Source organism: Kitasatospora sp. NPDC089509, from assembly GCF_044749365.1.
Classification (GTDB): Bacteria; Actinomycetota; Actinomycetes; order Streptomycetales; family Streptomycetaceae; genus Kitasatospora.
Map to the genome: position 1 here is coordinate 42,162 of NZ_JBIVHS010000015.1, position 21,779 is coordinate 63,940.

Genomic DNA, 21,779 nt, shown 5'->3' on the forward strand with positions numbered 1-21,779 from the left:
CCTCCGACCGGCCCTCCGACCGGCCCTGCGACCGGTCCTCCGGCCGGTCATCCGGCCGGTCCGCCGGGGGCCCACCGCACGCACGTCCGATGAGAACCGTCCGAACCCGCCCCCGAACGGGTGAGGGACGGGAGGAAGCGGGCAGATCACACCCGTCTCACAGCCGTATCTCACGGTTCTCTCAGCCACGCCACGCACGGTATGGCGCATGACCACGAGCAGCTACTCCCCTCCGGCCGGCGAACCGTGGCCCGAGGCCGCGAACTACCCGCCGCCGGAGGTGCCCCAGCCGGGCGCCGACCGGCCGGCCCCGGCGCCGCTCTTCCCCGAGCAGCCCCTGCCGCCCGTCGGCCCCAAGGGCCCGGCCTCCTGGTCCGGACGGCTGCGCACCCTGCCGGCCCGCGCCTGGCGCGGCCGCGCGGACGACCCGCGCTGGGTGCGCCCGGCCCTGCTGGCGCTGATGGCCGCGACCGTCGTGCTCTACCTGTGGGGCCTGGGCGCCTCCGGCTGGGCCAACGCCTTCTACTCCGCCGCCGTCCAGGCCGGCAGCCAGAGCTGGAAGGCCTTCTTCTTCGGCTCCTCCGACGCCGGCAACTTCATCACCGTCGACAAGCCCCCGGCCTCGCTGTGGCCGATGGCGCTGTCGGTGCGGCTGTTCGGCCTCTCCTCGTGGTCGATCCTGGCCCCGCAGGCGCTGATGGGCGCCACCACCGTGGGCGTGCTGTACGCGACGGTGCGCCGCCGCTTCTCCCCGCTCGGCGGCCTGCTGGCCGGCGCCGCGCTCGCGCTCACCCCGGTCGCCGCGCTGATGTTCCGCTTCAACAACCCGGACGCGCTGCTGGTGCTGCTGCTCACCCTGTCCGCGTACGGGATGGTGCGGTCGATCGAGACCGCGAGCACCCGCTGGCTGATGTTCACCGGGGCGATGTTCGGCTTCGCCTTCCTCACCAAGACGCTGGCGGCGTTCCTGATCCTGCCCGCCTTCGCGGTGATCTACCTGGTCGTGGCGCCCACCGGCTTCTGGCGGCGGGTGCGGCAGATGCTGCTCGCGGGCGTGGCGCTGGCGGTCTCCGGCGGCTGGTGGGTCGCCGTCGTCGAGCTGCTGCCGGCCTCGGCCCGCCCGTACGTCGGCGGCTCCCAGGACAACGACTTCCTCTCGCTGACCTTCGGCTACAACGGCCTCGGCCGGGTCGACGGCAACGAGCGCGGCAGCGTGGGCGGCGGCGGCCGGATGCCGGCCGGGCTCGACCTGCCGGCCGGCGCCGGGCACAACCGGGGCTGGGGCCAGACCGGCATCACCCGGCTGTTCGGCAGCGACATCGGCGGACAGATCGCCTGGCTGCTGCCGGCCGCGCTGATCCTGCTGGTGGTCGGCCTGTGGGCGACCCGCCGCTACGCCCGTCCGGACACCGCCCGCGCGGCCTTCCTGGTCTGGGGCGGCTGGCTGGTCTCCACCGCGCTGATCTTCAGCTTCATGTCCGGGATCTTCCACCAGTACTACACGGTGGCGCTGGCGCCGGCCGTCGCGGCACTGGTCGGCATGGGCGTGGACGGGCTGTGGCGGGCGCGGCACCGGCTGCCGTACGCGCTGCTGCTGGCGGGCGTGCTCGCGGTGACGGCCGGGTGGGCGTTCGTCCTGCTCGGGCGCAGCTCGGACTTCCTGCCCTGGCTGCGCTGGGCGGTGCTGGTCGGCGGGCTGGCGGCGGCGGCCGCGCTGGTCGCCGGGCAGTTCGCGGGCAAGGCCTCCGGACGCCTCGGCGCGCGGATCGCCTCGGTGGCGGGCCTGGTCGGCCTGGCGGCGGCCTTCGGCGGCCCGGCCGCGTACGCGGTGGACACCGTGGGCACCGCGCACAACGGGTCGATCATCACCGCCGGGCCGTCCGTGAAGGGCGCGGGCTTCGGGCCCGGGGGCTTCGGACGCAAGGGCGGCAAGGGCGGTCAGGGCGGCCAGGGGTTCCCGGGCGCCATGGGCAACGGCCGGTTCGGCCAGGGCGCTCAGGGCGGTCAGGGCGGCCAGGGCGGCCAGGGCTTCCCGGGCGGCCAGGGCGGGTTCCCCGGCGGCATGGGCGGCTCCAACGGGCAGGGTGGTCAGGGCGGCCACGGCGAGCGCGGCTTCCCGGGCGGCTCCGGCCGGGGCTCCGACGGGACCGCCCCCGGCGGCCGCCACGAGCGCGGCTCGACCGGCTCGGCGGGCTCCGGCGGCGCCACCGGCGTGCCCGGCTTCCCCGGTTTCCCCGGCGGCCAGGGCGCGGAGGGCGCGGGCGGCTTCGGCGGCGGCATGGGCGGCCTCCTCGGCGGCACCAAGGTGAGCTCCGAGGCGGCGGCGCTGCTCTCGCAGGACGCCGGCCAGTACACCTGGGCGGCCGCCACCACCGGTTCGCAGAACGCCGCGAGCTACCAACTCGCCACCGGCAAGCCGGTGATGGCCCTCGGCGGCTTCAACGGCACGGACCCCTCGCTCAGCCTGGCGGGCTTCCAGAAGTACGTCGAGCAGGGCAAGGTGCACTGGTTCATCGCCGGCGGCTCGCACCGCGGCTTCGGCGGCGGGGCGAACGGCGAGGGCGACGAGGGCGGCCAGCAGAACGAGGCGGCGCAGATCGAGGCCTGGGTGACCAGCCACTTCACCGCCAAGACGGTCGGCGGCGCCACCTTCTACGACCTGACGGCCCCGACGTCCTGATCAGGACCGCCTGATCGGAACCCCCTGATCAGAACCTCCCGGTCCCGAGGCCAGGGCTCCCGGAACCCCTGATCCGGGAGCCCCGCACCGGGGGTCCGGGCTCCGGGAATCCCTGGCCCCGGAGCCCGAACTCCCCTGGGGGCGTGCCGCGTTCGCGCGGCATGCCCCCTTCGCGTCGTCGGCCCGCCGAGCCCGGTCCGCCATCCGGCCCGCAGCCCGGCCCACGGCTCAGTCCACGGCTCAGTCCGAGGCGCAGTGCGTCCCCTCGGCCGGCAGTACGCCGTCCACCAGGAACGCGGCGGCGGCGTCGCGCACGCAGCCGCTGCGGCCCCAGGAGATGTGCCCGTCGCCGTCGCGGGTGAGCAGCACGCCGTGCTGCAGTCCGGCCGCCATCCGCTGCGCCCACGGGTAGGGGGTGACCGGGTCCTCCGTCCCGCCGATCACCAGGATCGGGGCGCTGCCGGGCGCCGTCACGGTGTGCGGCCGCTCGGTGGAGCGGTACGGCCAGGGGCGGCAGTCCGGGTCGAGCAGGGTGACCCGGGTGTCGTGCCGGCTGGTGAGCGGGGCCCGGACGGCGAGTTCGGCGAGCGCGGCGCGCAGGTCGGCGTCGCTCGGGGCGAGCGGGGCGTCGGCGCAGTGGATGGCCGCGTAGGCGTCCGAGGAGGTGTCGTAGTGGCCGTCCTCGTCGCGGCCGGTGGTGCCGTCGGCGAGCTTGAGCAGTTCGTCGGCCTCGCCGCGGGCGAGCGCCGGGTCGAGGGCGGCGCGCAGCCGGGGCCAGTTGTAGTGGCCTTCGGAGAGCCCGTCGATGACGCCGGCCCAGGCGAGGGCGGCGGTGACCCGGCGGCCGTCGGAGGCGGTCAGCGGGTGGTCCTTGAGGCCGTCGAGGAAGTCGGCCAGCCGTCCGGGGGCGGTGTCCGGGTCGTCGCCGAGCGGGCAGGAGGCGCCGTCGGCGGCGCAGCCGGCCGCGTAGGCGCGGAAGGCGGTCTCGGTGGCGACGGCCTGTTCGCCGTTGAGGTGCATCAGGTCGGTGCTGCGTTCGACGGCGCCGTCGAGGACGAGCCGGCCGGTGCGGTCGGGGAACTCCTCGGCGTAGAGGACGCCGAGGTAGGTGCCGTAGGACATCCCGTAGAAGTCGAGCTTGCGTTCGCCGAGGGCGCCGCGCAGCACGTCCATGTCGCGGGCGGTGTCGCGGGTGCCGACGTGCGGGAGCACGTCGGCGTACTTGGCCTCGCAGGCGTCGGCGAGGACCCGGCCGTGGTCGTAGGCCGGATCGTCGGTGGCGGTCCACTGTTCGCGGGTGCGGTCGTCCAGGCAAGTGACCGGGACGGTGCCGCCGGAGGCGCGCGGGTCGAAGCCGACCAGGTCGAAGCGGTCGCGCAGCGGGCCCTGGTTGCCCTGCCAGCGCCGGGCCAGCCGGACGCCCGAGATGCCGGGCCCGCCGGGGTTGAGCAGCAGGGAGCCGACCCGGTGCGCGGGGTCGGCGGCGGGCACCCGGAGGACCGGGACGTCGATGTCGCGGCCGCCGGGGGCGGCGTAGTCGAGCGGGACCTTGAGGGTGGCGCACTGGAGGACCGGCTCGTCCGGGTCGGCGCCGGGTTCCGGCTCGCCGTCGCACGGGGTCCAGCCGAGCTGCTGGTCGTAGTAGGTCCGCAGGGCCGGGGAGGTGTCGGCGGAGACCCGTTCGGCGAGCGGCGGGCGGCTGGCCGGACCGCCCGCGGATTGCGCGTCGCCGGGGCCGGAGCAGCCGACGGGCAGGGCGAGCAGGAGGGCGGCGAGGGCGGGCAGGGCGCGTCGCGGCAGGCGGGGGGTCATCGGGGACACCGCCCACGAATACCATCCGACGCCCTGCCGGGGCACCTCCGCCCACCCGTCCTTGGCGCGACCTTGTCGCGGCCCCGGCCCTGCTGCCGCCCCTGGCGGCTCAGCGGTGAACCGTTTCCTCAGCCGCTTCCTCAGCCGCCGCACTGCTGCAGCATGGCCTTCTTGTCCGCCTCGGTGACCGGCAGCTGGTACTTCAGCGAGACCTGGGCGAAGCGCACCGCGTAGGAACAGCGGATCTCGGTGTTGGCGGGCAGCCAGGTAGCCGGTCCGGAGTCGCCCTTGGAGGCGTTCTGCGAGCCGTCGGCGGGGATCAGGTTGAGCGGGTCGTTGGCGATCTGGACCCGCTTGGTCCGGTCCCACTTGGCGGCGCCCATCTGCCAGTCGTACGACAGCGGCATCACGTGGTCGATCTGGATCTTCGACGCCTGCTGCTTGGTCCACTGGACGGTCTTGCCGGTGTACGGGTCGTGGATGGTCATCGCGGTGACCACGCAGTCCGAGCCGTCCTTGCGCTCGACGCCGCTGCCGTCCCGGGCGAGCAGGTCGTTGCGGGTGTCGCACTTGTTGCCGCCGAACGGGACGCCCTCGACGCTGTCCGTCCAGGCGGGGCCGAACTCGTTGCGGTCGTAGCCGTCCTTGCCGCCGGTCGGCGCGGTGGCGACCTTGGCGATGAGGTCGCGGCCGGCCTTCTGCTCCTCGGGGGTGGTCAGCGGCGCCAGGCCGGGCTTGGTGCCGTCCGGGTTCTGCAGCGGGCTGGTGCCGACACCGGCGCTGGGGGTCGAGGCGTGGTCACGGCCTTCGATCAGCCAGCCGACCAGCGCGAGCACGGCTATCAGGAACACGGTGGCGGCGGATATCCAGGTACGGCGGGCGGGCACGCAGAACTCCCGAGGTCAGGGGCGGGTTGACGGCGCACCAGCAGACCAGTCACCCCAAGAGCGGGTCAAGCCGACGCCACGGTAAGGCCAAGGAGCATGTCGAAGCTCACACTCCGCCAGAACCCGGCCGCCGGCCCGCGCACCCCGCGCCACCCCTGCCCGGCCGCCCCACCGCCGGCCGCCGGCCGCCGGCCGCTCAGGCGCCGGCCGCTCCGCTCAGCCGCCGATCGCCGACATCGGCCGCTCCGGCCGGACGAACTCCGCACTGCCGATGGCGTGTCCGGGCCCCTTGCCGTGGACGGCGGCCCGCCAGGCCGCCTCGATCCGCCCGTCGTCCGCCCCGCCGCGCAGCAGGGCGCGCAGGTCCGACTCCTCGGTGGCGAACAGGCAGTTGCGCAACTGCCCGTCGGCGGTCAGCCGGACCCGGTCGCAGCCGCCGCAGAACGGGCGGGTGACGGAGGCGATCACACCGATCACGGTGTCCGTCCCGGCGATCCGCCACTCCTCCGCCGGGGCGTTGCCGCTGCGCCCGACCGGCACCAGGTCGAAGCGCTCGCCCAGCCGCGCCAGCACCTCTTCGGCCGTCACCATCGCGGCTCGGTCCCAACTCCCCTGCGCGTCCAGCGGCATGGACTCGATGAAGCGCATCCGGTAGCCGTGCTCGACCGCGAAGGACGCCAACTCCGGTATCTCGTCCTCGTTCACGCCGCGCACCGGCACCGCGTTGACCTTCACCGGGTCCAGCCCGGCCGCCTTGGCGGCGGCCAGCCCGGCGAACACGTCGCCGATCCGGTCCCGCCGGGTGAGCGCCGCGAACCGGTCCGCGCGCAGGGTGTCCAGGCTGACGTTCACCCGGCCCAGCCCGGCCTCCCGCAACGCAACGGCCGTGCGTGCCAGGCCGATCCCGTTGGTGGTGAGCGACAGCTCCACCCCCGTCGCGGCCAACCGCCCGACCAGGCCCGGCAGTCCACGCCGCAGCAGCGGCTCCCCGCCGGTCAGCCGCACCGAGCGCACCCCCAGCCGCTCGACCGCGATCCGCACCAGCCGCACCACCTCGTCGTCGTCGAGGGTGTCCGCGCGGGGCAGCCAGTCCAGGCCCTCGGCCGGCATGCAGTAGGTGCAGCGCAGGTTGCAGCGGTCGGTCAGGGAGACCCGCAGATCGGTGTGGACCCGTCCGAAGCGGTCCACCAGCGGGCGCGGTGCGGAGTTCATCGCCCCAGTACAGGGGCAGCGGCGCCGCGGGACCAGCGGCCGAACCGCCGGGGAGCGCCCGCGACCAGCGCCTTCGCCTTGTGGATTCGTACAACCGCGGACCGGCTGCGCGACCCGGCCCGGAGCGGGCAGGCTGGGCCCATGCAGAACGCGCACGGCCCGGCCCCGGCGGACGGGCGACCGGCCCGGCCGGCCCCGCCACAGCCCCGGCCCGCCCCCGCCGTGGGCCCCGCCCCGGTCCCCGCCCTGGTCCTCGCCGCCGGGGGCGGACGCCGGCTCGGCGGACGGCCCAAGGCCCTGCTCCGGTACGCGGGCCGGCCGTTGGTGGAGCACGCGGTGGCCACCGTACGGTCCGGCGGCTGCCCGGACGTCACGGTCGTCCTGGGCGCGGACCGCGCGCGGGTCCGCGCCACCGCGCACCTGCCGGGCTGCCGGCTGGTCGCCAACCCGGACTGGGCGGAGGGCATGGGCTCCTCGCTGCGGGCCGGACTGGCCGCGCTGCCGCCGCGGTCCCCGGCGGTGCTGGTGATGCTGGTGGACACCCCGGGCGTCACCCCGGCCGCGGTGGCCCGGCTGCTGGCCGCGCACCGGGCCGGCGCCGAGCTGGCCGCGGCGGCGTACCACGGGCGGCGCGGACACCCGGTGCTGATCGGTGCACGGCACTTCGCCGAGGCCGCCCGGGGAGCCACCGGCGACGCCGGGGCCCGCGCGCTGCTGGCGGCGCACGCCGGGGAGCTGGTCCTGGTGGAGTGCGCGGACGTCGCCGTCCCGGACGACCTGGACACCCCCGCCGACCTGGCCCGCTGGTCCGCCGGCTGACCCCGCCCGACACCCCTTCCACCCCCTGGGCCCCGGCCTCCCCCGTACGCCGACCGCGCTCCCCTCCGTACGCCGACCTCGCCGTCCACCGTGCGCCGACCGCACATCATCCCCGGGAACGGTCGGGCCTCCCCCTGCCCGGGGGGCGACCCCTGATCCGTCCCTGAGGATTGCCCCATTCCGCGCCCAGAGCCGGACGTTTCGGGGAGCATGGGAACCAAACACCCACCCGACACCGACGGACGGAGCCCGCGATGGCAGGACTGCCCGACGACTTCACCGGACACGACCCCGCGCGGCCAGGCCCGGGGACGGGCGGTGGCGCCCGGGCGATCCGCTGCCCCGCCTGCCGCCGTGAGCACCTCTACGAACCGCCGTCGCTGCCCTGCCCGTGCGGCGCCTCGCTGAAGGTGCCGCTGCTGCGCGGCGGGGTCCCGGTGCAGGTGCGGTTCCGCTCCTGGGAGGACTCCTGGCTGAGCATGCGCTGCCCGCACTGCGGCCGCTCCGACCAGTGGCCGCAGCCCGAGTTCACCTGCAACTGCGGCGCCACCGTCCGCCTCCCGGTGGACCGCACCACCCGGCTGGGCACCGGCACCGCCGGTCCGCTCGCCGCCCCCGGCCCGCAGTCCACCCGCCCGTACCCGGCCCACCCGGTGAACGCCCCGGTGCCCACCCCGCCCGCACCGCCCGGAGCCCCGGCCGGCCGGCCCCGCCCGTTCCGCCACCGCACCCCGTTCCGCCCCCACCCGGTGCGCACCTCGCAGGACGCGGTGTTCACCGCCGCCCGCTACCTGGAGTGGCTCGGCTTCGACGACCTGGAACTGACCGAGGCCCAGGAGCGCGACGGCGTCACCCTGTTGGGCAGCCGGATGGTCGCCCAGGTGGACACCTGGACCGAGCCCGCCGACGTGAAGTCGGTCGAGTGCCTGTGGCTGCAGACCCTGCACGCCGAGGAGATGGCCGCCGCGATGTTCACCCTGGCCGGGTACTCCCACCAGGCCACCGTGCGCGGCGAACAACTGCTGGTCGCCCTGTTCAGCCTGGACCTGGCCGGAGTGCCGCAGCCCGCCAACGGCGCCGCCGAGGCCCTGATGGAGACCGGCTGGACCTCCTGACCGCCGACCGGACTCCGCCGGATCGTTTCCTCCGTCCGCCTTGGGTCATCTCCCCCGACCCCGCTAGATCATTCCCTCCTGCCCCTCTAGATCATTTCCCCCGGAAAAGCAACAACCTCCGCTCGTGATCTGGTGCACAAGCTCACCCCCGTGTTGAATTGCCGCCACAGCGCGGGCCTTTCGCCCTGCCGTCGTGGTGCCGTTGCGCTGCCGTCGTGCCGCGAACGGTCCGGGGCGGCCGGGCTCCAGGGCAGGTCCGCGTCCTGCTGGATGGCGCACACAAGGAGGTGGCGTTGTCAGAGCACGGATGGAGCCCGAGCGGCCCGGACGGGCGGGGGCGGGCGGCAGCGGAGGAACCGGGCGACACCGTGTGGCGACTGCGGTCCCGGGGGTGCTGGCAGGAGGCCGCCGAACTGCTCCGCCCGGTCGCCGAACACGACCCGGTCGCGGCCCTCGCACGAGCCGAACTCCTCATCGAACAGTGCCTGTTCACCGCCGCGCACTGGACCCAGGCGGAACAGGCGCTCCGACTGGCCGAAGCCCTCGCGGAGGGCACCGAACAGCGCGCGGCGGCGGCCTGCGCGCGCGGCTTCCTCGCCTACCTGGCCAGCGTGCTCGGCCCGCGCGACCGCCTCGACGAGGCACAGGCCGCGCTCGGCCGCACCTCGGCCCTGCTGCCGCCGGACGCACCGGGCCGCCCGCTGCTGGACTTCCGGCGCGGACTGGTCGCCGAGAACCTGCTGCGCGACCGCAGCGCCGCCTGGATCGCCTACCGCCGGGCGCACGAGGGCGCCGGGGAACGCGGGGACGAACTGCTGCGCTCCTACACCTGGCGGCACCTGGCCGCGCTGGCACTGGCCCGCGGCGACCACGGCAACGCCAGGGAGGGCTTCGACGCCTCGCTGCGGCTGCGCGAGCAACTCGGCTTCACGGTGGGGGTGGCGCCGGCGCTCGCGGCGCTCGCCGAGGTGTCCGAGCCCGCCGAGGCCGCGCGGTTGCGCGCCGAGGCGGCCCGGTTGGTGCACGCCCTGGGCGGGGTGCCGGTGTGGCTCGCACGCCAGTTGGGGCGCGCGCCGGGGCCTCCCCCGGACGGACGCATCGCCCGCGAACCCCGGGGGACAATCAGCTAAGGTGAGCCTTACCTGTCCGGAGCGAGCAGCGCTCCGGACAGGTTCGCCTTGCTGTTCCCCGGGCACCGCCGTGCCCCGGTCCGGCCGGGCCCGGCGCGGTCGCGACCGGGGCCGTCGGGCGGTCGGCCGGCGGCCCCGGTCGACCCGATGGGGCCCGCCCATGACCGCGAGCAGCACCCGGCCCGGCCCCGCGCCGTGCGCCCCCCGCACCACCGAGGCACACGCCCCCGCAGGGCCACCGGCCCCCAGCACTCCCACCGCCCCCGACACGCCCCCGTACCACCGGCTGACCGCACTGGCCCCGCTGCTGAGCGTGCACTGTGCCCCGCCCCGACGGGGCGACGGCTGGCTGCCGCTCGCCGAACTCGCCGCCGACCCGGCCGCGGTGCGCGACCTGGTCGCCCACGACGCCCGGCAGGGCCTGGCCCGGTACGGGCAGCCGCTGCGCCCGGACGTGGCGGCGGGCTTCGGGCTGCACCGGCTGGTCTGGCCGGTCTCGCTGCTGTTCACCGTGCCGTGGTTCCTGGAGCGGCGCGTCCCGCTGCTCGGGCCCGGCGACGTGTCGGTGCGCCGCGGTCCCGCCTCGATGGAGCTGACGGTGCGCCCGGCGGCCTTCGTCTGCCTGCCGGCCGACCCGGCGGCCGACCCGGCGGCCGGCCGGGTGGCCGTTCCGGGGGCGGACCCGACGACCACCCCGCCGGTGGCCGCCCGCACCGCGCCGGACGGGGCGGCGCTGGCGGCCGAACTGCGCTGCGCGCTGGGCGAGTTCCTCACCCCGCTGCTGGCCGCCTTCGGCCCCGCGGTGCGCCGCGGCCCCCGGGTGCTGTGGGCGATGGCCACCGACGCGGTGGTGGAGGGACTCTGCTACGCGGGCGAAGTGTTCGGGGAGCAGGAGCGGGCGCGCGCCGAACTGTCCGCGCTGCTCGCACCCACGACTCCGACCCCCGGACCAGCGCGCACGCCCGGCGCGGACCCGACGCCCGCTCCCGCCCCGGCCCCCTTCACCCCGGGCGCCGGCTTCGCGCCCCCGGCGCCCGGCCGCAGCGGTGCTTCGGGTACGGACCGGGCCCGGGCCAGCTGTTGCCTCGTCTACACCGTCGAACCCGCGGACATGTGCGGCGGCTGCCCCCGCGTCACGCGACGTTGACGAAAATCCGTCCGATTACGGATTCGAAAAGCCCGTGATTCCGGGAATATCCCCCGCTGAATTCATATGACCATGTGATTGGTGAGGGGTCAGAAATCCCTCTCCTCAGCGCATTGACGACGAATCCGCCATTCGCCCGCCGAGCATCCGCCATGATGGTCCCCGCCATCACGGCGCAGGAACGCGACGCAGAAAGCGAGGCTGGTTCCGGCAATGAAATTGTCCGACATACCGCTCGGCTGGGCCGTCACCGGGGTTGCGGGGCTGCTGGTCAGCGCGCTCCTGGTGGCCCTGGCCCGAAGCCGGGGATCCGCCGCCGGGACGGATTCCTGGGAGCGTTCCGAGGAACGGCGCCGCAACAAGGAATCCCTGTACGGCGCCGCCTCCTACACGCTGCTGTTCTGCTGCGCCGGGGTCGCGGCCGCGCTCTCCTTCCACGGGCTGGTCGGCTTCGGCGTGCAGAACCTCGGCCTGTCCGGCGGCTGGGAGTACCTCGTCCCGTTCGGGCTCGACGGCGCCGCGATGTTCTGCTCGGTGCTCGCCGTCCGCGAGGCCAGCCACGGCGACGCGGCGCTCGGCTCCCGGCTGCTGGTCTGGCTCTTCGCCGGTGCCTCGGCCTGGTTCAACTGGGTGCACGCCCCGCGCGGCTTCGGCCACGCCGGCGCCCCGCAGTTCTTCTCCGGCATGTCGCTGTCCGCCGCGATCCTGTTCGACCGCGCGCTCAAGCAGACCCGCCGGGCCGCGCTGCGCGAACAGGGCCTGGTGCCCCGTCCGTTGCCGCAGATCCGCATCGTCCGCTGGCTGCGCGCCCCGCGCGAGACCTACGCGGCCTGGTCGCTGATGCTCCTGGAGGGCGTGCGCAGCCTGGACGAGGCGGTCGACGAGGTCCGCGAGGACAAGCGGGAGCGCGCCATGGAGAAGGAGCGCCGCAGACTGGCCGGCCGCCGCGAGCGGGCCGAGATCCGGGCGATCAACCGGAGCAGCAGCCACTGGCGCGGACGCGGCGCCGCCGCACGGCAGTTGGAGTCGGCCGGCTCGGAGTCCGCGATAACCGGCGGGCCCTCGGGCTCCCCCGAGGCCGGCCCGCGGGAGGTCTCCGGCGCGGCCGAGGCCGGTCCGCGCGAGGTCTCCGGTGCGCCCGAGGCCGGCCCGCGCGAGGTCGGGGCGGCCGAGGTCGGGGCGGCCGAGGTCGGGGCGGCCGAGGGCACCGTCGTCCAGCCGGGCCTGCCGGCCCGTCCGGAGCGGCGCACCATCGACCTCACCGCCGACGAGGACACCGTCACGCTGCCCCGGCTGGACTCGCTGGAGCGCAAACTGAAGGACCTGGAGCAGCAGTTCGGCTGATCCCCGGGTCAGGGAGCCCGCTGACCCGGGGGCCGGTCAGAACCCAGGGACCGGTCAGAACCCGGGGACCGGTCAGAACCCGGGGACCGGTCAGGCCGCGCCGCCGGTCCCGCTGAGCTCGAACCACATCCGCTTGCCGGACCCCCGCGGCTCCACGCCCCAGGCGTCCGCCAGCGCCTCGACGAGCATCAGCCCGCGCCCGGAGGAGGCCTGCTCCCCCGGCGTCCGGCGGGTCGGCCACAGGTCCGACTCGTCCTCCACCTCGACCCGCAGCCGGACCGGGGCGCCGTCCGAGGCCGACTCCCGGTAGAGCCGGGCGGTGAACATGGCGTCCCGGTCGGTGTGCCGGATCGCGTTGGTGACCAGTTCGGAGGAGAGCAGTTCGGCGGTGTCGATGAACTCGGCGACGCCCCAGCGGCGCAACGCGTCGCGCAGTTCGGCGCGCACCTCGGCGACCCGGGCCAGGTCGGCCTGGCCGATCCGGCGGCGCAGCTGCTGGGCGGCCAGCCCGCCCTCCGGGCCGTCCCAGCGCAGCAGGAGCAGCGCTATGTCGTCCTCGCGCTCGTTGGAGTCGGCGGCCTGCGAGGCGATCCGGTCGGCCAGCTCCTCCAGCGGGTCGCGGGCCGCTTCGCCGGGCAGCGGCAGCGGGCGGGCGAGCGAGCGGGTGAGCCGGGCGATGCCCTCGTCCAGGTCCATGCCGCGCGCCTCGACCAGGCCGTCGGTGCACAGCACCACCGTCTCGCCCGGGTCCAGGCTGAACCGGGTGACCCGGTACTCCTGGTCCGGGTCGATGCCCAGCGGCAGCCCGCCGGCCACCGGCACCACGGCCGCGGTGCCGTCCACGCGGCGCACCAGCGGGTCGAGGTGGCCGGCCCGGACCGCGTACACCACGCCGTAGTCCACGTTGACCTCGGCGTAGGTGCAGGTCGCGAAGTGGTCGGTGTCCAGGTCGGCGAGGAAGCGGGAGGCCCGGGCCATCACCGCGGCGGGCGGGTGGCCCTCGGCCGCGTAGGCGCGCAGCGCGATCCGCAGCTGGCCCATGATCCCGGCGGCGTGCACGTCGTGGCCCTGGACGTCGCCGATCACCAGGCCGACGTGCCCGCCGGGCAGCGGCACCACGTCGTACCAGTCCCCGCCGATCTGCAGCCCGGAGCCGGCCGCGAGGTAGCGCACCGCGGTGGTCACCCCGGGGACGGAGGGGACGGTGCGCGGCAGCATCACCCGCTGCAGGCCGGCCGCCAGTTCGTGCTCGGCGTCGTGCAGCCGGGCCCGGGCCAGCGACTGGGCCACCAGCCCGCCCAGGGTGGACAGCAGGGTGCGCTCGTCCGCGTCCAGCTCGCGCTCGTCGTCGAAGCTGACCACGCAGACGCCGATCGCCCGGCCGCTGGCCACCAGGGGCAGGTACGCCCAGGAGCCGCGCCCGGTGCGGCTGGTCCGCTCCCACACGTCCGGGTGGCGGTCGCGGAAGTCCTCGCGGCTGGAGATGAACACCGGGGCGCGGTACCTGAGCGCCTCGGCGGCCGGGTGGCCGGCCGGCAGCACGGCGCGGTCCCAGACCGCGAGCGCCTGCGAGCGGTAGCCGGAGGCGCCGAGGATCCGGGTCCGGCCGGCCTCGAAGGAGGCGAGCACCAGGCCGTCCGGCGGAAGTCCGGGCAGCGGCAGCTCGGTGAACACCCGGGCCACGTCACGGACGGTGACCGCCTCGGAGAGGGCGCGCGCGGCCTCCTTGATGAACCGGGAGCGCTCCTCGCGCAGCAGGGCCATCCGGTCGGCCCGGTCGCGCTTGTGCAGCTCGACGGTGGCGTCCCAGACGAAGCCGACCATCCGGGAGGCCCGGCCGAAGGCGTCCGCGAGCACCCGGCCGCGGAAGCGCACCGCACGCATCGTGCCGTTCGGCCCGACGGTGCGGTAGTAGGCGCCGCACTGGCCCAGCTCGGCGACCGCGCGCTCGACCCGGCGGCGCACCACGGGCGCGTCCTCGGGGTGCAGCAGGGAGAGGAAGGAGGCGGCGGTGCGGTCGAAGCGGCCCAGCTCGACGGCGTCCAGGCCGATGATCGCGCAGGCCCGCTGGTCGCCCTCCAGCACGTCGCGGCGGATGTCCCAGTCGAAGGAGCCGATGCCGTTGGCGGCCATCGCGGGCTCCAGCCAGTCCGGCATGGTGTCGGCCGAGGCGGGCGGCAGTCCGCCGGACAGCACGGGCGCCAGCCGCCCGGAGGCGAGCACGGGGGGCGTGCGCACGGAGTTGCGGCGGGTGGCCTGCGCGGGCGGGCGGGGAGAGCGCGCGGGCGGGCGGGCGGCCGACGGCTGCGGCGGGGTCGACGGTTGCGGCTCGACGGCGGACGCGCCGGGAGGAAGCGCCGGCCCCGGCGACTCGGGCTCAGTGGGCATGCTGCTCCTGCCGCTGCCGTGGCGGACCGCGCCGACCGTCCGGACGGGCCGCGTGGCGGTGTGATGGGTCGTGCTGGATCGGACGGTGCCGACGGACGGTGGTCAGTCGAGGTTCGGTCTCCCCGCTGCTTCCCGCACGTGGACACACATTTCCACCATCCTGTCCAATGTTCGGCCGAGCGGCAATGGCAACGAGCCGGAAATCTTGCGTTCCGCCTTGCGTTCAGGGCTTGCTTCGGGAACGGATCATTCGATGGCGAACTGTCGTACGGGCGGTGCGAACGGGAGTGCCGGTGGCGGTCGACGGGCCCAGGTTACGGGAGGGCGAGTTCGAACCAGGTGACCTTGCCGTCGCCCCGCAGCTGCACGCCCCAGGAGTCGGCGAGCGCCTCCACCAGCAGCAGGCCGCGGCCCGAGGTCGCGTACTCGGCGTCCGGATCGCGCCGCCGCCCGGGCAGCCGGCTCGCGCCGTCCTGCACCTCGATCCGCAACCGGCTGTCCGTGCCGAGCACCGCGTCGAAGACCGCGCCCTTGGAGGTGTGCAGCAGCGCGTTGGTGACCAGCTCGGAGGAGAGCAGCTCGGCGGTGTCGGAGAGCTCCGGCACCCCCCAGTGGCTCAGCGCGGTGCGCAGCCGCTGCCGCACCGAGCCCACCGCGACCAGGTCGGCCGGTTCGAGCGTCAGGTGCAGTCTGCGGTGCAGCGCGCACCCCGGGGCCGACGCACCCGGCAGGGCCGTCCCGGTGCTGGCGGCCTGACCCGGGCCCTGGGCCGGCCCGGACCGGTAGGCGTCGCCCGAACTCGTCCGCTGCCGCGGGAATCGCGACTGACCGTCCATCACCACATGCCCCCGCCCTCGAATCCGGGCCCCCGCCTCCGGATCCCCCGCCGGCCGGGTGGCCCCCTGGTTCTGACCACCCATCCTCATGCCCAGTTGACGGCGTTTGCAACAGTGTGCGTCCGATCACGTGGGGTGAAAGGGGCACGGGGAGGTTCACGTGATCCAACTGCTCGCGCCGGACAGGTTTGCGAAGCGCAGAGGCTGTTTTCGAGACCGCCCCCACCCGATCCCGCGCACACCCGGCGCCCGCACGGACCGTGCGCGGACCCGCGCGCCCCCGGCCCCGCCCCGCCGTGCGCCCACCCCCGCGACGCCCGGCGCCGGACACGATGTCGACCCATTGTCGGCCCGATGCCGGACACGACGGCGGACACGATGCTGGACACGGCGCCCCGGCGCGGGTTCAATGGCCCGTGATGTTTGAACGACGTTCTAACATCACCGTCGGAAGCCCCGCCCCGAGCCGACCCCCCTAGGACCTGACGATGACCACCCCCACGCCCGCCTCCCTCGGCTACCGGATGCCCGCCGAGTGGCACCCGCACGACCGCACCTGGATGGCCTTCCCCACCGCCAACCCCACCTTCGACACCCCTGAGAACCTGCACGCCGGCCGCGAGGCCTGGGCCGCCGTCGCCAACACCATCGTCCGGTACGAGCCGGTCACCCTGATCGTCAACACCGGCGAGACGGTGGACGCCCGCACGTACGTCGACGAGCGGGTCGAGATCGTCGAACGCCCCCTGGACGACGCCTGGATGCGCGACATCGGCCCGTCCTTCCTGATCGACGGCCAGGGCTCGCTGGCCGCCGCCGACTGGATCTTCAACGGCTGGGGCGCCCAGTCCTGGGCCCGCTGGGACAAGGACCAGCACATCGCCGAGCACATCGGCGAACTCACCGGGGTCCGGCGCTTCGCCTCCCCGCTGATCAACGAGGGCGGCGGCATCCACGTCGACGGCGAGGGCACCGTGCTCGTCACCGAGACCGTCCAGCTCGGCGAGGGCCGCAACGCCGACTGGACCAAGGAGGAGGTGGAGGCCGAGCTGCACGCCCACCTCGGCACCACCAAGGCCATCTGGCTGCCGCGCGGACTCACCCGCGACTACGACGAGTTCGGCACCCGCGGCCACATCGACATCGTCGCCTCCTTCGTCCGCCCCGGCGTCGTGGTCGCCCACGTCCAGCCCGACCCGGCCCACCCGGACCACGCCGTCTGCCAGGAGCTCGTCGCCGTCCTGCGCGCCGCCACCGACGCCCGCGGCCGCCGCCTGGAGGTCATCGAACTGCCCGCCCCCACCGTCCTGTTCGACGAGGACGGCGAGCCGGTCGACTACTCCTACATCAACCACTACGTGGCCAACGGCGTCGTCGTGCTCTGCGCCTTCGACGACCCGCGCGACCAGCAGGCCGCCGACGTGCTCGGCGAGGCCTACCCCGGCCGCACCGTCGAACTCGTCGACGCCCGGGGGATCTTCGCCAACGGCGGCGGCATCCACTGCATCACCCAGCAGCAGCCCGCCGTCTGATCCTTCTGGTCCGTCCGGTCTGCCCGACCCGACCCGTCCGACCGTGGAGCGGGGCCCGGCGCCCCCGCTCCGTGCTCCCCCACCGCTCCCCCTCCGCAGAAACCGGCAGAAAGCAGGCCCACCACCATGGCCGACCCCCGCCCGCGCCGCCCGGCGCGCCCCCGCGAGGAGGTCTATGCCACCGCCCGGGCCGCGATCGCCGAGCACGGCCTCGCCAAACTCACCATGGCCGGGCTCGGCAAACAGCTCCAGATGAGCGCCGGACACCTGCTCTACTACTTCGGCAGCAAGGACCAGCTGCTGCTGGAGACCCTCCGCTGGAGCGAGGACCAACTCGGCACCCGCCGCCGCGCCGCCCTCGCCGACCCCGCCCTCGACCCCTGGCAACGCCTCGACGCCTACCTGCGGCTCTACCTGCCCGAAGGCCCGGGCGACCCGCGCTGGATCCTCTGGGTCGAGGTCTGGGGCCGCTCCCCCGCCAGCGCCGAGCTCCGCCAGGGCCAGCAGGAGATCGAGGCCCCCTGGCAGGCCGACCTGGTCACCCTCATCGAACAGGGCACCGCCAGCGGCCACTTCACCCCCGGCCCCGCCCCCGCCCGGGCCGCCCGGCTCCGCGCCCTCCTCGACGGCCTCGCCGTCCCCATCGCCATCGGCCTGCCCGACACCCACCCGCCGACCGCCCTCGGCCACGCCACCGCGGTCGCCGCCGTCCTCCTCCGCACCTCCTGAGCGGCTCCCTCACCCCACCCGGCCGGCGGCCCAGTGGGGGCCGACACCCTTGACCCGCTGGAGCACCGGCGCCGTCTCCAGGCTCTGGATCCCGTCGATGGCGCTCAACCGCCCCGTCAGGTACCGGTGCAGCTCCGCCGGGCTGTCGCACAGCGCCTTGGCCATCAGGTTCGTCCGACCGGTGGTCGCGAACACCGCCGCCAGCTCCGGATGCCCGGCCATCGCCCGGGCCACCCCGTCGAGGCGGTCCGGCGCCACCGCGAGCCACAGCAGCGCCTGCGCGGACACCCCGAGCACCGTCGAGGAGAGGTCCACGTCGAAGAACAGCGCCCCGTCGGCGCGCAGTCCGGCCAGCCTGCGCGCCACCGTGGCCTGCGAGAGCCCGGTCGACGAGGCCAGCTCGGCGTACGAGGCCCGGCCGTCCCGCCCGAGCGCGGCGACCAACGCCGACTCGGCCCCGACCAGCGGGCGCGGCACGGTCGACGGAAACGGCTCGGCACCGCCCACGGGGGCGCCGGCCGCGGTGCCGGTGCCGGTGCCCGCACCGGTGTCCGCACCACCCGGCACGCCGTCCGAGGGCCGGATCAGCTCGCACTGCCGCTCGTCGAGTCCGTGCAGCCGCCCCGGCCAGGCCGTCGGGCCGCCCAGGTACGTGTGCAGCAGGCAGTACGCGCTCACCGCGGTGATCCCCGCCTTGCGCGGGAGGTCGTGCAGCAGCAGCGACGGGCTCGACTCACCCGCACCAGGGGTCGTCAGCACCGCGCTCACCTCCGTGCCACCCGAGATCAGCTGGACCCACGACGTGTCGGGCCGCCGTGCCAGCGCCTCGGCCAGGTTCCGGGTCGCCGCCGGAGCGGTCGTCAACCGGACCATCCACTGACTCCCGCCCACCCGCTCGGGCACCGGCAGGCCGACGACCCGGAGTCCCGCCTCGGCGCGCAGCCGGCGGTACCTGCGCGCGATCGTCTGCTCCGAGCTGCCGAGGGCCTCCGCGACGCGGCTGAACGGGACCCGTCCGTCGAGGTGCAGGGCATGGACCAGACCCTGGTCGAGGGCATCGAGTTCGATCATTTCCCCACTCCGGCCCGCCTGGATGGAGGATTCCCTCCATCTCCATCCGTACAGCAGAACTTTCCGCCGTCCCGGGCGCAGGGTATCCGCATGACCGAGACACCACGCACCACCTCCCGCGAAGTCCGACTGGCCGCCCGACCGACCGGACTGCCGGGCCCCGAGCACTTCACCCTCGTCACCACGCCCCGGCCGGTGCCCGCGGCCGGGGAGGTACTCGTCCGCAACCGCTTCTTCCTGATCGCGAGCTCGCTGCGGATGATGATCAGCGAAGGCGCCGAGGACGTGCACGGGGTGCCCTTCCCGGCGCTGCGCCCCGGCGACACCCTCGGCGCGACCACGCTCGGCGAGGTGGTCCTCGCCCCCGCCGACAGCGGCCTGACCCCCGGCGACCTCCTGGTCCACCGCCGAGGCTGGCGCGAGTACGCGGCCGTCCCGGTGGCGGACTGCGAGCGGCTCGACGCCGGACCGGCCGACCCGGTCGAGGCGGCGCTGGGCCACGGCTGGACCGCCTACGCCGCGCTGACCCGCGCCCTTCGGGTCGGGCCCGGCGACACCGTCTTCATCACCGGCGCCTCCGGGGCCATCGGCTCGATGGCCGGCCAGATCGCCCGCCGCCTCGGCGCCGGACGCGTCGTCGGCAGCGCCGGCTCCGCGGCCAAGGCCGAGCGGCTGGTCGAGGAGTTCGGCTACGACGCGGTGGTGGTGCGCGGCGCCGGTCCCGTCGTCGAGCAACTCGCCGCGGCCGCGCCGGACGGGATCGACAAGTGCCTCGACCTCGTCGGGGGCGAGCAGTTGAGCGCGGCCGTGGCGGTCGCGAACCACGGTGCGCGGATCGCCGTGATGGGTTCGCTCTCCGGCCAGCTCGCGGCCACCGGCACCGGACGCACCGCGCCGGTGTCCCTGGACTCGGTCCAACTGCTGCTCAAGCGGATCACGTTGGTGGGCTACAGCGCGGACGACGACCCGCAGGCGCAGCCCGAATGGGCACGGACCTACCGCGAGTGGCGCGAGGCGGGCCTGATCTCGTTCCCGCACCAGCGGATCGCGGGGATCGAGAACGCCGTACAGGCGCAACTGGACACCGCCGCCGGCCGGTACCTGGGGGCGGTGGTCGTGGCGCTGTGAGCGGGCCCGGGCCTCCCCACCGGTTCGGCGCGCACGCCCGGCTCCGGCTCCGGCTCCACCGGCTCACTCGGTCCAGATCGCCGCGGCGGTGCGGTCGTCGGCGTAGCCCTTGGCCCGGACCTGCACCTGACGGAGGAAGTCGACGGTGCCCGGCGGGTGGGGGTGGGCCCAGTGGGCGGAGAGGAAGTGGGCGACGGCGGGTTCGTCGGCGATCGGACGGGACAGGCCCGGGGTGCAGAGCAGCAGGATGTCGCCCTGGGTGGCCGGGACGAGCCGGAAGCGGAACGGTCGCGGGTCCGGCACCGGAGCCTCCGGAACCGGCGGCTGGCCGTCCGGGTGATGCAGCAGCCGGGCCGCGTAGGCGTCGATCCAGTGACCGGAACGCAGCAGGTAGAGCCCGCCCGGACCGACGCCGAACGCGGCGCGGTAGCCCGCCGACGGGTCCAGTGACACCAGCAGGCAGTGCAACGAGGCCGGGGACGGGGTGTCGTCCCCCTCGCCGCGCGGGGCCAGCGCACGCAGCGGGGCGACGGCCCCGGTGGCCAGCCGCTGGAGGCCGTAGCGCAGCCGGTCCCGGGCGCCGTCGCGCAGGTCGGCGGCCAGGCCGGCGCGGCTGCGCCCGATCGCGGCCGCGAGCTGGCGGCAGGACTCGCCGGCGGCGGTGGCGACGGCCCGGGGCGTGAGCGACTCGTCCTCGGCACCGCCGGTGCGCTCGCACCCGGCGAGGACGGCGAGCAGCAGTCCGTCGGGGCCGTCGCCGAACCTGGTGACCAGCAGGCTGTCCCGGCGCGGTTCACCCCGGTAGCGGGCGGAGTCACCGCGGACGGAGACCGCCCGCAGCACCGTCGTCCCGTACTGGGCGCCCTCCAGCGCGGTGTCCGGGACGACCGCGCCGAGCGCGCCCGGGTCCGCCTCGGGCAGGGCCGTCGGCTCGGGGCCGTAGGTCGGGGGGCGCTCGCCGACGTGGGGGACGGTGGTGCCCCGGTCGGTGAGCGGGACGCGGACGGCCAGGCGGGGGTCGGGGACGGAGGTCGGGACGGCGGCGGGCTCCGGGTCGGGCTGGGGTGCGTGGTCGGGTTCGGGCTCGGGGGTCGGCTGCTTGGCCGCCGGGGGTTCGGGGGCGGGGGCCGGTTCGGGGGCGGGCTCGGGCTCCGGAGTGGGAGCGGGAGCGGGCTCCGGAGCCGGCTCGGGCTCGGGTTCCGGGGCGGGCTCCGGCTCGGGTTCCGGTGCCGCGGCTGCCGGGGGTTCGGGGGCCGGGTCCGGGGTGGGCTTCTCCAGGGAGACCGGGAAGGCCTCCGCCTCCGGCTCCGGTTCGGGCTGTGGTTCCGGCTCGCGTTCCGGCTGCGGCTGCGGCTGCAGCTCCGGCATCCGGGGCGCATCGGCGACGGAGGAGGCGGCGGGCACCCGGTGGGTCTCGGCCGGGGTGCGCTGGCGCCCGATGCCGCCGGTCCCCTCGATCACACCGATCGCGTCGTCGAACCAGTCGTCGATGCTGTCCCGTTCCAGCACCGGCGCCGGGGCGGCATCCGCCACCGGGGCCGGTTCGGGCTCGGGCTCGGGTTCCAGTTCCGGTTCCGCCGTCCGCTGCTGCCCGATCAGCCCCGCCGCCGTGTCGAACCAGTCGTCGACGCTGCCGTCGCCCGCGTCGGCGTGCGGAGTGTCGGGGAGGGTGCCCGCCGGACCGTCGTAGACGGTGTCCCACCAGCCGTCGTCGGGCCGGGGCGGCTGTGCGGGTGCACCCTGCTTGCTCATCTGGCGGCTCCTGGTCGGTCCGTGGTCGCGCGCCCCCGGCGGGGCCGGACTGGCGTCATTGTCTCCAAGTGCAACGACCGTGTCCGGGTTTCGGCGACAACCGGTCACCGACCGGATCATCCCGGCCACGGCGCTCACCAGCCGGTTCGCCGGCGCCGGCACGGGCGGCGTGGCGGGGACGTCGCCGGGGCGTCGGT

At 75.5% G+C, this 21,779-nt stretch carries 16 protein-coding genes; 9 read left to right on the forward strand and 7 right to left on the reverse strand.

Going from position 1 to position 21,779, the window contains the following annotated elements:
- Nucleotides 1–208: 208 nt before the first annotated feature.
- The gene (locus ACIP4P_RS27645) at nt 209–2,680 is read left to right on the forward strand and encodes a glycosyltransferase family 39 protein (RefSeq protein ID WP_400922910.1); all 2,472 of its coding nucleotides are present in this window, start codon (nt 209–211) and stop codon (nt 2,678–2,680) included.
- A 240-nt stretch (nt 2,681–2,920) separates the two neighbouring features.
- Here the strand turns inward: ACIP4P_RS27645 and ACIP4P_RS27650 are convergent, their stop codons facing one another.
- The 3 genes from ACIP4P_RS27650 to moaA form a co-directional block, all read right to left on the reverse strand.
- Nucleotides 2,921–4,492 carry an alpha/beta hydrolase gene (locus ACIP4P_RS27650; protein ID WP_400922912.1) on the reverse strand — a complete coding sequence of 524 codons (1,572 nt, stop codon included), beginning with the start codon at nt 4,490–4,492 and terminating at the stop codon, nt 2,921–2,923.
- Nucleotides 4,493–4,632: 140 nt separating this feature from the next.
- Nucleotides 4,633–5,328: an HNH endonuclease family protein gene (locus ACIP4P_RS27655; protein WP_400923169.1), complete on the reverse strand. Its 696-nt coding sequence runs from the start codon at nt 5,326–5,328 to the stop codon at nt 4,633–4,635.
- 267 nt (nt 5,329–5,595) lie between these two features.
- Nucleotides 5,596–6,591 (reverse strand): GTP 3',8-cyclase MoaA, encoded by a 996-nt coding sequence (gene moaA, locus ACIP4P_RS27660; RefSeq protein WP_400922914.1) that lies wholly within the window; start codon nt 6,589–6,591, stop codon nt 5,596–5,598.
- Between the two features lie 141 nt (nt 6,592–6,732).
- On the opposite strand from moaA, the gene ACIP4P_RS27665 reads away from it, so the two are divergent.
- The 5 genes from ACIP4P_RS27665 (at nt 6,733) to ACIP4P_RS27685 (ending at nt 12,146) form a co-directional block, all read left to right on the forward strand.
- On the forward strand, nt 6,733–7,410 hold the full coding sequence (locus ACIP4P_RS27665; RefSeq protein ID WP_400922916.1) for an NTP transferase domain-containing protein: 678 nt from the start codon (nt 6,733–6,735) through the stop codon (nt 7,408–7,410).
- Between the two features lie 254 nt (nt 7,411–7,664).
- Complete coding sequence (locus ACIP4P_RS27670; RefSeq protein ID WP_350514635.1) at nt 7,665–8,525, forward strand: hypothetical protein; 861 nt, start codon at nt 7,665–7,667, stop codon at nt 8,523–8,525.
- Nucleotides 8,526–8,818: 293 nt separating this feature from the next.
- Nucleotides 8,819–9,655, forward strand: a complete 837-nt coding sequence (locus tag ACIP4P_RS27675; protein ID WP_400922919.1) for a hypothetical protein — start codon at nt 8,819–8,821, stop codon at nt 9,653–9,655.
- Nucleotides 9,656–9,815: 160 nt separating this feature from the next.
- Complete coding sequence (locus ACIP4P_RS27680) at nt 9,816–10,802, forward strand: (2Fe-2S)-binding protein (protein ID WP_400922921.1); 987 nt, start codon at nt 9,816–9,818, stop codon at nt 10,800–10,802.
- Between the two features lie 213 nt (nt 10,803–11,015).
- Nucleotides 11,016–12,146, forward strand: coding sequence for a DUF2637 domain-containing protein (locus ACIP4P_RS27685; RefSeq protein WP_400922923.1), 1,131 nt, complete (start codon nt 11,016–11,018; stop codon nt 12,144–12,146).
- Nucleotides 12,147–12,236: 90 nt separating this feature from the next.
- On the opposite strand, the gene ACIP4P_RS27690 is transcribed toward ACIP4P_RS27685, so the two are convergent.
- Complete coding sequence (locus tag ACIP4P_RS27690) at nt 12,237–14,534, reverse strand: SpoIIE family protein phosphatase (protein ID WP_400922925.1); 2,298 nt, start codon at nt 14,532–14,534, stop codon at nt 12,237–12,239.
- Nucleotides 14,535–14,848: 314 nt separating this feature from the next.
- On the reverse strand, nt 14,849–15,370 hold the full coding sequence (locus tag ACIP4P_RS27695; protein ID WP_400922927.1) for an ATP-binding protein: 522 nt from the start codon (nt 15,368–15,370) through the stop codon (nt 14,849–14,851).
- Between the two features lie 488 nt (nt 15,371–15,858).
- Here ACIP4P_RS27695 and ACIP4P_RS27700 point away from each other — a divergent pair, with 488 nt between their 5' ends.
- Together ACIP4P_RS27700 and ACIP4P_RS27705 are read left to right on the forward strand one after the other, a co-directional pair.
- The gene (locus ACIP4P_RS27700; protein WP_400922929.1) at nt 15,859–16,902 is read left to right on the forward strand and encodes an agmatine/peptidylarginine deiminase; all 1,044 of its coding nucleotides are present in this window, start codon (nt 15,859–15,861) and stop codon (nt 16,900–16,902) included.
- A 126-nt stretch (nt 16,903–17,028) separates the two neighbouring features.
- A complete protein-coding gene (locus tag ACIP4P_RS27705) occupies nt 17,029–17,631 on the forward strand; it encodes a TetR/AcrR family transcriptional regulator (protein WP_400922931.1) in 603 nt (200 codons plus the stop codon).
- Nucleotides 17,632–17,640: 9 nt separating this feature from the next.
- Here ACIP4P_RS27705 and ACIP4P_RS27710 read toward each other — a convergent pair whose 3' ends face one another.
- Nucleotides 17,641–18,702: an Lrp/AsnC family transcriptional regulator gene (locus ACIP4P_RS27710; protein WP_400922933.1), complete on the reverse strand. Its 1,062-nt coding sequence runs from the start codon at nt 18,700–18,702 to the stop codon at nt 17,641–17,643.
- A 90-nt stretch (nt 18,703–18,792) separates the two neighbouring features.
- Between ACIP4P_RS27710 and ACIP4P_RS27715 the strand changes: the two genes are divergently transcribed.
- Nucleotides 18,793–19,830 (forward strand): MDR family NADP-dependent oxidoreductase, encoded by a 1,038-nt coding sequence (locus tag ACIP4P_RS27715; RefSeq protein ID WP_400922935.1) that lies wholly within the window; start codon nt 18,793–18,795, stop codon nt 19,828–19,830.
- 63 nt (nt 19,831–19,893) lie between these two features.
- Here the strand turns inward: ACIP4P_RS27715 and ACIP4P_RS27720 are convergent, their stop codons facing one another.
- Nucleotides 19,894–21,582 carry a hypothetical protein gene (locus ACIP4P_RS27720; RefSeq protein ID WP_400922937.1) on the reverse strand — a complete coding sequence of 563 codons (1,689 nt, stop codon included), beginning with the start codon at nt 21,580–21,582 and terminating at the stop codon, nt 19,894–19,896.
- Between the last annotated feature and the right edge of the window lie 197 nt (nt 21,583–21,779).